A 13,526-nucleotide genomic window follows, 5' to 3' on the forward strand; every position below is an offset into this window, starting at 1 on the left:
AATAGGAAATTAATGATAATATATTTCTCTTTTTCTTCTTATTTTATCAGCTAAAATCAGGGTATGACAGTAAAAAGATGGGGGAATTTACCATGGGCGATCAAAATGATTCCAAACGGGGGCTTGGTCGTGTAGCTTTATTAGCCGCATTCCTGCTTGCGGTTGTGCATCAGTATCTGTTTTACGACAAAATGCCGGGAATCTCATATCCGATTTTTATCACGCTATTTTATGCCTTTATGCTCTATTTCGCCAAGGAGCGGCTGCGCAAGCAGACCTGGTTCAGCTATGTTTGGATGGTGTCCATATTTCTGTTGTCCCTGACCTATATGCTGTTCGGCAACTGGTTTTTCTTTGCGCTTAACTTCGTTGTTATTCCGGTGCTCATTCTATTACATATGACGTATATGCTTAGTTACCGCAAGCCCGCATGGAGCGGACTTGCGCTGATCGGCGCGGCACTTGAGCATCTGTTCCCGCAAAGTCTGCGCAACTGGGCCACGGCACTGAGGCTGCTGCGCCGGGGCAAAGGCGGGATGGCGAATGAACGCAAGCAGGTATTGATGCGGGTGATGATCGGCCTGCTGATTTCCGTGCCGCTGCTGCTGATCGTGATCTCGCTGCTCTCTACGGCGGACGGAGTGTTCAGTCAGCTGCTGGCAGCCCTCCCGGGGATTTTTGACAATATTTCGCTGGGGGACTGGATCTTCCGAGGCTTGTGGGTTCTGTTGCTCGGACTCGGCATGTTCGGCTTCCTCTGGGGGTTCGTACAGAGCAAATCCTATATCCGCTCCCCTCTGGTCAGTGAGCTTGATGCGATGGGGAAGAAGCTGGAAACGGCTGAAGCAGGGGACGAGGGGATCGGTCTGGATGACCCGGTCATTATCACTACCATACTTACCGCAATCAATGCAGTGTACATGCTGTTTGTGAGTGTCCAGTTCTCGTATCTGTTCGGGGCCTGGGATGGTATTCTGCCGGAGAACAGTACGTATGCGGACTATGCGCGGAGCGGTTTTCTGGAGCTGATTCTGGTCACATCGATTAACTTCGCAATCTTGCTGCTGTCCTTGCTGGCAGTGCGCAAAGCGGGCGGTATCCTGAAACGGGTCATTCAGCTCCTGCTGTATATTCTGGTGTTATGCTCCATGGTCATGCTGTATTCTGCATACTCGCGGCTGACGCTATATGAAGAGGCGTACGGTTACACCTACATCCGGTTCCTGGTGCATGCCTTCATGATCTTCCTCGGATTGCTGCTGGTGCTGGCGGCCGTGCGGATTAGCCGGGAACCCTTCCCGCTTCTAAAATGCTACATTGTGCTCGGCCTGCTCTCCTATGTGCTGATGAACTATATAGGGATGGATCATATCATTGCGAAGCAGAATATCCAACGATATAAGGCAAGCGGCACACTGGATGCCGGTTATCTGGCCGGGCTCTCCGCAGATGTGGTTCCAGAGCTGATCGAATTCAGCAAGCAGAAGAAGGGAATTCTGGACGAGGCGCTGCGCAGCAGACTGTCTAACCTTACTCAGCCTAAGCAAAGCTGGCCATCGTTCAATCTGGCGAATCACCGGGAGCGCAGAGCGCTTGCGGAATATTTTGCGGGAGAGGTAGCACAGAAATAGCTTCCGTGCTTTGACTTGTGTTACAGTGATTTCAGCTAAGATGACACAAGGAGAGAAGAAGCTGATGCAATCGATTATAAATCCGGAGGCGGTTCGGAGCCTTACCGAGCAGAATGGCCTTACAGCCATGTTCAGCAGCAGCGCCATTGCCCAGATGGAGCTTCGGCGCTACGGCGGCGGGGAGGCGGTCTGCTCAGTGGGCGACCGGCTGGAGCATATGTTTTTCCTGATGCAGGGCAAGCTGAAGATTCATACGCTGCTGCCCAACGGCAAGTCGATGCTGGTCCGGTTCGCCCGGCCGATGTCAGTGATCGGGGATGTGGAGCTGCTGCGTCAGTATCCGGTCAAGAATGAGGTTGTCTCTGTAGGGGATAGCCTGTTGCTTGTCGCCGGAAGGAAGCTGCTGCTCCGGGAGATTGAAGACAATACCGCGCTGCTGCGCTTCCTGGTAGGAGAGCTGAGCCACAAAATGTACACGCTCGGCCAGACCTCAGCCATGAATGTGCTCTATCCGGTGGAGAACCGGTTCGCGAGCTACCTGATGTCGCTGTTCGCGGACAACACCGGCGACCAGCGCGTAGAAGAGATTCGTACCTCCACGCTGACAGAGACAGCCGATCTGCTTGGCACCAGTTACCGGCATCTGAACCGGGTGGTGCGCCGCCTGATTGAAGACGGGATTATTGAACGCAGGAACGGCCGTCTGATTGTACGGGATGAGGAGCGGCTGGCAATGCTTGCGAACGGGAATTTGTACGATTGAACCGGATGATTAGGAAGTAATTCAGAGAACCACTATTTCTGCCTTGGCAGGGATGGCGGTTTTTTGCATTCAGATTTATTTAAGAATTATGAAGTACGATACATAGAGAATACATAGTAGAGCTTACATATCGAGTGGAGGTAGTTATCATGTCGAACAGAGTTAGAGGAATCCGGGCCAAAATCATGTTTGGTTTCGCCGCTGTTATTATCGTGTTCATTCTCGCATTAACCGGCAGTACTCTATTTCAGGGTAAGGTGACCATGCTTACAGATCAGATCAACCGTAATTACAGCAAGCTCTCGATGGTACAAAAATTAACCGATGAGATCCGGACGGCGGACGGCCTGGCCGCAAGGTATGTGATGAGTAATACCACTGAGGAGAGAACAGCCAATCTGACCGCCTATGAAGCCAAGATCCCGGAGATTACAGCCGCAGTCGAGGAGGTTAAGGGCGCCGGCCTGAATGAAGCGGAGCTTGCGGGAATTCAGAAGCTGGAGGGCGAGTGGGACAATTATCTGACGGTGCTGAAGCAGGCTTTTGCCTTGGCTAAGGAAGGGAACTTCCCGCAAGCGCAGAAATCGTTCACAAGCCTCTCCCTTACGACTATCATCGATTCACAGCTGGTGTTCGAGACGATGCTGCATGATGAAATTATGAAGGAACAGAGCCAGGCGGCAACCCACCGCAGCTCGGCAATGATTACCAGCATGGGGGTTACGGGCTTATCCGTGGGACTGGCTCTGTTGATCGCGTTCGTATTGTCCGCACGGATACTGAGGCCGGTGAAGGATATCAACAGGCAGCTCCAGGAGATTGTGGACGGCGATGCCGACTTAACCCGCAAGCTTAGTGTGCAGACGAAGGATGAGATCGGTGAGCTGGCCCGGAATTTCAATAAAATGACCGATAATCTAGGAGCGATGATCACCCAGGTGAAGCTATCCGCGAACGGTCTGGCGGCTTCTTCAGTGAAGCTGACCTCGGATAGCGGAATGACCGCCGGAACTACCGAGAAGATCGCCGGAATTATGGGTGAGGTCGCTAGTGGGGCGGGAATGCAGATGAATGACCTGCAGACTAACATGAACAACATTATTGAAATGTCGGACGGCATTCAGCTGATTGCAGCCAGTGTACAGGAAATCTCGGAAGCTTCCCTGCGTTCTGCAGATTATGCGGTGGCCGGGGATCTATCCCTGCAATCTGCTGTCCGGCAGATGGATTCCATCAATGAATCCATTCAGTCGTTATCGCAGAAGGTGACGGGCTTCGTGAATCGTTCACAGGACATAAGCAGCATTGTCGGGGTGATCAAGGGGATTGCCTCAGAGACGAATATGCTGGCACTGAATGCAACCATAGAAGCGGCCCGGGCCGGAGAGCACGGCAGAGGATTTGCTGTGGTAGCCGATCAAGTGCGCAGACTGGCCGAGCAGTCCGCAGATTCCGCCAATCAGATTGCAGAAATGGCGACTGGAATCCAGACCGATGCTGACCATGCAGTGAAGGTGATGAAGAATAGCATGAACGAAGTAATGGGCGGAACCCGGATCATAGAAGAGGCCGGGCAGTCTTTCAATGCCATCCGCCATTCGATCGATTCACTGGCGGGACAGGTTCAGAAGGTATCCGGTGCGGTAGAAGAAATCACGGCAGCGACGGAGGAAATTGTAGATTCCATCCGTACTGTTACGCATATCTCGGAGACCACAGCGGCCAATACACAGCAGGTATCCGCAGCATCGCAAGAGCAGATGGCTTCAGTGGAACAGATCGCCTCTTCTGCCAGTGCCCTCAGCATGCTGGCGCAAGGACTGCAAGGACTGGTAGCACGGTTCAATGTGTAGTTAGGCAAGCCCCCAACCTGAACGCAGGGAGGGGGCCTGGTCTTGCTTATCTGTTACTTATTCATATATTGCCGGTACAGCTCTTCAAAAGTATCGTAACGCTGGGGCTGCCGGCCGACCCGGTGATATTCCTCCAGATAGCCGTCCATTGCCAGGAGGAACTGATCCTTGAACAGATCCAGATTGGCGGCATCAAAATACTGCATGAGCTTGAACTTCCGTGTTCCCCGCGACCCGGTCATCTCATCCAGCAGACCCTGCGCTCCCAAGGCGGTGTAGAAGGCGTAAGAGGCATCCTTCTTTTCAGCACTAGCAATGACCTTGTTGCGGTAGTTGCACCATAACTCCTCATAAGTACCTGCCAGATTATCATAAGTCGGGACTGGCTGTTCCACATATTTTTGATATAGGGTTCTGTACAAATCAAGGATACTTTTGAGCAGAATGCCGGAGGACCTTCGGATCTCGTTAACCGTCTTTGCGCAGATCACATTCATGTAGATCGTTTCATAATTCACAGGGAGATAGCGGTAGGCTGCGGTGTCCTCCAGGTATCTTTTCATCCCTCTTTTCAAATAAGTATTGTTCATATGCGTCAACGCGTTCACCAGATTGTAGACCAACTCCGCTGAAGCCAGCCTAACGGCTCCCTTATCCTCCGTAAGACAAAGATTCGCATATTCCTGCTTCGCCAGATCGATCCACTTCTTCGCCCTTTCCAGACAATCGCGTCCTACAGGCTTCGCTAGTGCATCCAGCGCCCGCTGCTGGTACCCTCTAAGCTTCTCCAGGTCCTCAGGCTTGGCATAATAGAGCACCTGCAAATCTATAAGCGAGGAGATCATCGGACTCTCAAGCGCCGCCTGATCTTCGATCCGGGTCTCCCATGGAGTGCAGTAGATATCATAACCGACATCCCCCAAAATGAAGCAGGAAGAGATGCTCCAGCCTTGGTTGTTATTATTGATGATGATCAGATCCAGATCGCTTTTCTCATGATAATCTCCGGTATTGTAAGAGCCTGTAAGTCCGATCACCGCAATCTCTTCCGGAAAATCCCGTTTGGCCCGCTCGATCACCATGTTGATCAATTTTTCATTTTTGGATAATAGCTTCTGCCTGATACTTTCATTCATAGCTGATTCCTCCTGCGCTGTGGCTTGTTGTTGTACTCATTGTAAAAGGATCTGCCGCCCGCGGGTATGCCGACTTCAGCTAGGTTCATTCTCTCCCAGAACGCTCCGTATGTACGCACATACTTTTCATAGAATATGCCATCGACCTGAGCCAGGCTCTGTCTTATATTATTACCATAATTTGTTTTATGAAAGCGCATACTCGAAGGTGGCACTATAATCTATGGGAGGTGGTTGTCAAATGATCAGCAGAACCAGGTCTTCGGTGAAAAGGACATTCCTCATGTACGGTCTGATGCTTGTGTTATGTGTGGGACAGCTCGCGTTATTTCCGGCAACGGGGGCGGCGGCAGGCAATCTGGCTCAAGGCAAGACGATTAGCGCAAGCTCAGTCGGTGATGTGTATGTAGCAGCGAACGCCAATGACGGTAACCAGGGGTCGTATTGGGAGAGTGCCAGCAATGCTTTTTCGCAATGGATCAAGGTGGATCTGGGTGCCGTCAGCAGTGTGAATCAGGTTGTACTCAAGCTGCCAGCAGCCTGGGAAGCAAGAACGCAGACGTTGTCGGTCCAAGGCAGTACGGATGATGCCTCATACAATAATCTGACCGTCTCTGCGGGGTATGTGTTCAATCCTTCCAGCGGCGTTAGCTCCGTCACGATTCCCTTCACTGCAACAACCGCCCGTTATATCAAAATAAACTTCACGGCCAACACCGGCTGGCCTGCTGCGCAGCTGTCGGAGATTGAGGTGTACGGCACCACGGCCTCTCCACCGGGAACCTACGAAGCGGAGGCCGCCGCCTTATCCGGCGGGGCCAAGACGAACACCGATCACACCGGCTATACCGGTGCGGCCTTCGTTGACGGCTATTTGACACAGGGAGCAGCCACAACCTTCACGGTAACGGCTCCGGCGGCAGGGAATTACAGCGCGGCTCTGCGGTATGCCAATGCCTCAGGCAGTACGAAGACGCTGAGTATCTACGTGAACGGCATGAAGATCAGGCAGACGCAGTTTGCCAATCTGCCAAGCTGGGATAATTGGTCCACGCAGGCTGAGGTGGTGGCCTTAGCTGCCGGAACTAACACGATTGCCTACAAATATGAGGCGTCCGACTCCGGGAACGTGAATCTGGATCAGCTTGTACTGACAGCTTCAACGGCACCAACGGCAACGGTTGCCCCTACGCCCGTTCCAACGATAGCGCCGACAGTTGCGCCAACGGTTGTGCCAACTGCAAGGCCGGCTACCACACCAACTGTAGCTCCAACGCCAACTACTACACCTGTGCCAACATCTACACCAGTCCCTACAGCAACCCCAACCACAGGTCCCGGCGTGAACCTGGCGACCGGCAAAGCTGTGAATGCTTCCTCCTCCGTCTTCACCTTTGTTCCGGCCAACGCCAATGATGGAGATGTCACGACCTATTGGGAAGGAGCAGGGGGAGATTATCCGAATACGCTGACTGTTAACCTTGGTGCAAACGCCAATATAACTTCGGTAGTTGTGAAGCTGAATCCGGCAGCAGCCTGGTCAACCCGTACCCAAACTATTCAAGTCCTGGGGCATAATCAGTCGACAGGCACCTTCTCCAGTCTGGTACCGGCAGCTGTGTATACCTTCAATCCGGCCAGCGGCAACACAGTGACCATTCCGGTCACAGCAACCGTCAGTGAGCTGCAGCTGAAATTCACAGCGAACTCCGGATCAAGCGCCGGACAGGTGGCGGAGCTCCAGATCATCGGCACACCGGGGGCGAACCCGGATTTGACGGTGACCGGGATGTCATGGAGTCCTTCCGCTCCGGTAGAGACAGATTCTCTGACACTGAACGCTACAGTGAAGAATAGCGGCACTGCCTCATCCGCAGCTACCAATGTCAGCTTTTATCTCGGTACCGTTCTTGCCGGATATGCCCCCGTGGATACCCTGGCCGCAGGAGCTTCGGCCAATGTCTCCTTCAGTGTTGGTGCCAAGGATGCCGGAACCTATACGGTAAGCGCCAAGGTAGATGAGATGAGCAATGTTGTAGAGCTGAATGAAGGCAATAACAGCTATACGCATCCTTCTGCCCTTACAGTAAATCCGGTATCCAGCTCAGATCTGATCGCCTCTCCGGTCAGTTGGTCTCCAAGCAATCCGGCAGGGGGGAACGTGGTCAGCTTCGCGTTAGCCATCAAGAATCAGGGATCAGCTTCCTCGGCAGGCGGCGCTCATAACATCACGCTGACCTTGTCCGATGCTACGACCGGCGCGGTCCTCAGAACGTTGACCGGCACTTATAACGGTGTCATTGCTGCCGGAAGTACTACCGCTCCTGTGGCTCTTGGAACCTGGACGGCTGTGAACGGTAAATATAATGTAAAAACAGAAATTGCCGTGGATGGCAACGAACTGGCGGTAAAACGGGCCAACAACATCCAGAATCAGCCGCTCTACATCGGACGCGGGGCCAATATGCCTTACGATATGTATGAGGCAGAAGATGGAGTGATCGGCGGCGGAGCGGTCAAGCTGGCACCGAACCGGAATATCGGTGATCTGGCCGGTGAAGCTTCAGGCAGACGGGCCGTTACGCTGAATACCACAGGCAGCTATGTCGAATTCACCACCAAAGCCAGTACGAATACCCTGGTCACCCGGTTCTCTATTCCCGACTCGGCCAGCGGTGACGGCACAACAGCGACCCTGAATATTTATGTTAATGGTGTCTTTAACAAAGCCATCACCTTGAATTCCAAGTATGCCTGGCTCTATGGCTCAGAGACCAGTCCGGGCAATTCGCCAAGCGCCGGTTCCCCGCGCCATATCTATGATGAAGCGAACATCATGTTCGACAGTATCATTCCGGCAGGCAGCACGATCCGGCTGCAGAAGGATGCAGCCAACACCTCACAATATGCGATAGACTTCGTGAGCCTGGAGCAGGTATCGCCGATCGCCAATCCTGATCCGGCGAAGTATACCGTTCCGCTTGGATTCACACATCAGGATGTGCAGAATGCGCTGGATAAGGTCCGTATGGATACAACGGGTAATCTTGCGGGTGTCTATCTTCCTGCCGGAAACTATGAGACCTCGAATAAATTCCAGGTCTACGGCAAGGCAGTGAAGATCATCGGAGCCGGACCGTGGTATACCCGGTTCTATGCTCCGCTCAACCAGTCGAATACAGACATCGGCTTCCGGGCGACAGATTCAGCGAATGGCTCGACCTTCTCGGGGTTTGCCTACTTCGGCAACTATACTTCACGGATTGACGGTCCCGGCAAGGTGTTCGACTTCTCCAATGTGGCGAACATAACGATCGACAATATCTGGACTGAACATCAGGTATGTATGTACTGGGGGGCCAATACCGATTATATGGTGATCCGCAACTCCCGTATCCGCAACACCTTCGCCGACGGGATCAACATGACGAACGGCAGCACGAATAATCTCGTGTCCAATAATGAAGCCCGGGCTACCGGAGATGACAGCTTCGCGTTGTTCTCGGCGATTGATTCCGGCGGCTCGGATATGAAGGATAACGTCTATGAGAATCTGACCTCGATCCTGACCTGGCGGGCAGCCGGGGTAGCGGTATACGGCGGTTATGCCAATACCTTCCGCAACATCTACATCGCGGATACGCTCTGCTACTCAGGAATTACGATCAGCTCGCTTGATTTCGGTTATGCGATGAATGGCTTCGGCGCTTCGCCGCCGACGAACTTCCAGAATATCTCGGTCGTCCGGGCAGGCGGACATTTCTGGGGCTCCCAGACCTTCCCGGCCATCTGGGTGTTCTCCGCCTCCAAGGTGTTCCAGGGCATCCGGGTGAGTGATGTGGATATTGTGGACCCGACCTATCACGGGATTATGTTCCAGACCAATTATGTCGGCTCATCGCCGCAGTTCCCTGTGGCCGATACGATCTTCTCGAACATTACAATTTCCGGTGCCCTCAAGAGCGGTGACGCCTTCGATGCCAAGTCCGGTGTCGGTATCTGGGCGAATGAGTCGGCAGAGCCCGGCCAAGGACCGGCGGTGGGTAATGTAGTCTTCAACAACCTGAAGATCCTGAATACGGTAACGCCGATCAAAAACACGACCTCCACGTTCACTATAACGGTGAATCCGTAGGGGGGACGAAGCACCGCCTTCTGTGAAGCAGCGTACCACAAAAAACCGCCGCCCGTGTGTCCGGGAGAGGCGGTTTTTTGTGCTAAATCGCTGCGGGGTCCTTAGGCTTAGATTGCAGCATGACTACTCGACCACATAGGTTATCTTTCATACCACGCCTGGCTACGGGAAATCCTGCATCTTTTACAACAAATTAGTCTCTGCATAGCCTCCAAAACGGAAATCCTGCACAAATTACAACAATATGAACTCAGACTTCCCAATCTGCTGATTAATCCTGCAAAATGTGCAACAATCGTGGACCTGAGCTACTCTGAAGCTGGAAATCATGCAAAATGTGCAACAATCGGCGACCAGAGCTACTCTGCGGCTGGAAATCTTGCATAATGTACAACATTGCCGGTGTTGCAGATTCCACAATTCTTTAAAATCGACAAATGCTATCCCGTGACTATACAATGGGTGTTATATCGTGCATAGGATAAGGACAGAAACAAAGGAGGCACACCCATGACGAATCGGGTAGTAAGCAATATTACGGAGCTGATCGGCGGTACGCCGGTTGTGCGCTTGAACCGGGTAACGGGACCTGCGGATGCGGAGGTGTATGTGAAGCTTGAGATGTTCAATCCCAGCGGCAGCGTCAAGGACCGGGCGGCCTATAATCTGATTCTCCAGGCGGAGCTGGACGGGCGGCTGCAGCCGGGCGGGACGATTATCGAGCCGACTAGCGGAAATACGGGGATTGGGCTGGCAATGAACGCGGCAGCGAAGGGATATAAGGCCATTCTGATCATGCCGGATAATATGACGAAGGAACGGATCAATATCTTGAAGGCTTATGGGGCGGAAGTGGTGCTGACTCCGGCGGCGGAGCGGATGCCCGGTGCGATTGCCAAGGCGGTGGAGCTGGGACGGGAGATCCCCGGCAGCTTCATTCCGCAGCAGTTCGAGAACCAGGCGAACCCGGACATTCACCGCACCACCACCGCGCCGGAAATTCTGGAGCAGATGGAAGGGCGGCTGGATGTCTTCGTTGCCACTTCCGGGACAGGCGGCACTATTACCGGAACAGGCGAGGCGCTTCGCGCGGGGCTTCCGGAGCTGCGCGTGGTTGTCGTGGAGCCCCAGGGTTCGCCGGTGTTATCCGGCGGTCAGCCCGGGCCGCATAAGCTGGTGGGGACCAGCCCCGGCTTCGTGCCGGCGATTCTGAATACCGGCATTTACGATGAGATCGTCCAGGTATCCGATGAGGATGCCTTGGAGATGGTAAGAGAACTGGCCCGTACCGAGGGAATTCTGATCGGACCTTCCGGCGGAGCCGCAGTCTGGACTGCCTTGCAGGAGGCACGGCGCCTGGGACGGGGCAAGCGGGTGTTATGTATCGCGCCGGATACCGGGGAACGTTACCTCAGCATGGGGATTTTCGACTAAATCATATTGGAGGACCGCTATGAATCAAGCGAAGCGCAGTTTCCGGTACGGGGTAAGAGCGGCTGGAAGTCTTATTCTTACAGCAGCCATAGCCGCTAGCCTGAACGGGTGTGCCCGGACGAACAGCAATGACGCTGCCAGCAGTGCAGCAGCTTCGGCCGGTCCGTCTGCCGGCAGTCCATCGCCAGCCGCACAGCCGACGGATAGTCCGCCAAGTGCGGTCCCGGCAGCATCAGCGTCAGCTACGGCCTCCCAAGCCCCGGCTGTCTTCCTCGACCCTGCCAAGCTGCAGCCGGTCTTCGGATTCGCGAGTGAGACCGGGAGTCATATTATCGTCACCAGGGAAGAGGAGGGCGCCGGGGAGCAGATGAAGTCCCTGAATACTGCCATCGGGAACGGAGGCCAGGTGTTAGCTGTGAAGCTGGAGAAATGGCAGACGGGCAACGAGAATAACAACGGCCGGGAGCTGGCGAATAATATTCCGAATATGTCCGGTTATCTGTTCAAGGTAGAGGGTGACGCAGCGATGCGGGATGAGACCTATGTTCTGGTTGATTCTGCGGTCTTTCCGCAGGCAGCCTTGCTGGAGCTTCAGCCTGCTGACCCGGCAGGCCCGCAGCTTGCAGCTGGTGATCCGGTCCGCAAGAGTATAGCAGCCGCCAAAGGGCGGAAGATCCAGGCAGCCTGGAAGCTGGCCGGGCTGGGCCCGGACAGACAGCTCTATCTCGTGCAGTTCGTAAGACAAGATAAGGATATGCTGTTTAGCCTTGTTCTGGAGGTGGACGGGAAGCTCAGCTTCAAGGACTATCCTGCGGAGATTACGGATAATGAATATTCAGTCTGGCGTGTCGATGACGGCGGTGAGGTGAATCCGCAGATGTTCTCCCTGCTGTTCGCTGCACATTCCGCAGACGGACTACTGCTAGGGCTGAACTGGTGGGGAGCAGAGGGGGTGAACAGCTTTTTCCTGCAGCAGGAAGGCAATGGCTTCACAGAGCTAGCGATCGAATATGGCCGCTATATCTCTCCCTTGTGAGCAGGGCGAACGGACAGCAAGGCTCCCCGTCACTTTTGGGTGACGGAGGGGCCTTGTCTGCCTGTCATATAGATCATCTGGATAGGCCGGATCAGCATATATCCCAGCATCCCGCCAAATGTATTCAGAAGAAGGTCATCCACATCAAAGGTTCCAATATAGAAGACGGCTTGCGAGCATTCCAGCACCGCGCTTAACGCGAAGGACCACAGCAGGACTCCGGTGAAGGAGCCGCTGCCTTTTCCATTCGGGTTGAGCAGCACCAGGAAGATGCCATAAGGAATGAATAAGGCGATATTCCCCAGGAAATTAACGACGGTGCTTGTGCTGATATGGTGATAGGTATTGGTTAAGGTGGCCAGCGGGACCAAATTTCCTCTTTGCAGACTGGCGGCAATATGGCCCGGGCTGTTCTGGAGCTGCTGCCATAGAAACGGGAGATCCATCGAACCGAATTTGAACAAAATAATTTTAAACAAAATATACACGTAGACGATAAACAGTACCTGTAAGCCGTACTTTGTCTGCTTGTGTGCCGTATTCATTTTATATCACCGCTTTCTATAGATTGTAATGTTATATGGCTTAGTCCTTAAGGATAGACCGTCATAATCACACCGTTCATATTGTCGCCGGAGAACTCAATATGCTGAGCGTCAGGGGTGGGAACAGGAGTGTTCCCGGTAACTTTGATATAGGAAATTTGATATTCGACCCCGTTAACGGTAGTGACAATCGACTTCTGCTCCTTAAGGAATTCAAGGTATTCTTCCAGCGTGAAGTTCTTGTCGCGCATAATCACACTGTGCGGAAGCCCTACATACCGGAAATGCCAGGGCTCATACTTGATGCCGGTGATATCTGTTTTATCCTCAGGATAGCGCAGAATGAAGCCGTAATCCCATGCATGCTCCCGCAGCCATTGCCCTTCAGGGGCATGGCTCATGGACATCTGAGAGGAGCCGATGTCAAGCGACAAGCCCAGGTTATGCTCGCTGTATCCGGGCGGAAGAGCGTAGTCTGCTCCTTTTTCCTCGTATAATTGCTTCTGCTTCTCATTGTCCCGGTAGCCGCTGCTGATCAGAAAGCTGTTGATGTCATCCCCGGCTGCGGCATGTACCATCTTGGTGAATTTCTCTGCCACTTGCTTGGAGAGCAGCGTTTTGTGATCCAGCAGCAGGTAGCCGGAAGTCAGCTCATCATAATCGGTAAGCCTTACAATATCCGCGCTGACCCCCGAGGGCTGAACGGGATACTCCTTGTTGACCAGCAGCAGGTTCCCCTGATAGATCTGGCCCTTCGGGATCACGGTCAGAGTCTTCGAGCCATTATCATTATCTGCCGAGACTCGTATTGTCTTAATATTCAGGTCTGCCGTGGCATCCTCTTTATCCCTGGACAGCCACTCATAACCGATCAGCAGGGCAATCACAATTACCACTAACCATTTCTTCATGTTCTCGTCCTCCTTGTTTCAATGACTTAAGCATAGGGGAGCGTGTTTAAATAGAAGTGGGGGAAAGATAAAGTTTTTCTTA

9 protein-coding genes are annotated in these 13,526 nt (G+C 53.3%); 6 read left to right on the plus strand and 3 right to left on the minus strand.

Features of this window, described 5'->3' with window-relative positions; translation table 11 throughout:
* Nucleotides 1-92: 92 nt before the first annotated feature.
* From NSS83_RS33275 to NSS83_RS33285, 3 genes are all read left to right on the plus strand, one after another.
* Nucleotides 93-1,631 carry a DUF4173 domain-containing protein gene (locus tag NSS83_RS33275; protein WP_341347411.1) on the plus strand — a complete coding sequence of 513 codons (1,539 nt, stop codon included), beginning with the start codon at nt 93-95 and terminating at the stop codon, nt 1,629-1,631.
* 64 nt (nt 1,632-1,695) lie between these two features.
* Complete coding sequence (locus NSS83_RS33280; RefSeq protein ID WP_341347412.1) at nt 1,696-2,394, plus strand: cyclic nucleotide-binding domain-containing protein; 699 nt, start codon at nt 1,696-1,698, stop codon at nt 2,392-2,394.
* A 149-nt stretch (nt 2,395-2,543) separates the two neighbouring features.
* Complete coding sequence (locus NSS83_RS33285; protein ID WP_341347413.1) at nt 2,544-4,247, plus strand: methyl-accepting chemotaxis protein; 1,704 nt, start codon at nt 2,544-2,546, stop codon at nt 4,245-4,247.
* A 53-nt stretch (nt 4,248-4,300) separates the two neighbouring features.
* On the opposite strand, the gene NSS83_RS33290 is transcribed toward NSS83_RS33285, so the two are convergent.
* Nucleotides 4,301-5,383, minus strand: a complete 1,083-nt coding sequence (locus NSS83_RS33290) for a nucleotidyltransferase domain-containing protein (RefSeq protein ID WP_341347414.1) — start codon at nt 5,381-5,383, stop codon at nt 4,301-4,303.
* A gap of 241 nt (nt 5,384-5,624) precedes the next feature.
* On the opposite strand from NSS83_RS33290, the gene NSS83_RS33295 reads away from it, so the two are divergent.
* The 3 genes from NSS83_RS33295 (at nt 5,625) to NSS83_RS33305 (ending at nt 11,988) form a co-directional block, all read left to right on the plus strand.
* On the plus strand, nt 5,625-9,518 hold the full coding sequence (locus tag NSS83_RS33295; RefSeq protein WP_341347415.1) for a discoidin domain-containing protein: 3,894 nt from the start codon (nt 5,625-5,627) through the stop codon (nt 9,516-9,518).
* Between the two features lie 510 nt (nt 9,519-10,028).
* Nucleotides 10,029-10,952, plus strand: coding sequence for a cysteine synthase A (gene cysK / locus NSS83_RS33300; protein ID WP_341347416.1), 924 nt, complete (start codon nt 10,029-10,031; stop codon nt 10,950-10,952).
* A 19-nt stretch (nt 10,953-10,971) separates the two neighbouring features.
* On the plus strand, nt 10,972-11,988 hold the full coding sequence (locus NSS83_RS33305) for a hypothetical protein (RefSeq protein WP_341347417.1): 1,017 nt from the start codon (nt 10,972-10,974) through the stop codon (nt 11,986-11,988).
* A 29-nt stretch (nt 11,989-12,017) separates the two neighbouring features.
* Here NSS83_RS33305 and NSS83_RS33310 read toward each other — a convergent pair whose 3' ends face one another.
* Nucleotides 12,018-12,533 (minus strand): VanZ family protein, encoded by a 516-nt coding sequence (locus NSS83_RS33310; RefSeq protein ID WP_341347418.1) that lies wholly within the window; start codon nt 12,531-12,533, stop codon nt 12,018-12,020.
* A gap of 47 nt (nt 12,534-12,580) precedes the next feature.
* Nucleotides 12,581-13,444, minus strand: a complete 864-nt coding sequence (locus tag NSS83_RS33315) for a M15 family metallopeptidase (RefSeq protein ID WP_341347419.1) — start codon at nt 13,442-13,444, stop codon at nt 12,581-12,583.
* Between the last annotated feature and the right edge of the window lie 82 nt (nt 13,445-13,526).

The sequence above is a fragment of the Paenibacillus sp. FSL H3-0469 genome, assembly GCF_038051945.1.
In the GTDB taxonomy this organism is placed as follows: domain Bacteria; phylum Bacillota; class Bacilli; order Paenibacillales; family Paenibacillaceae; genus Paenibacillus_AQ.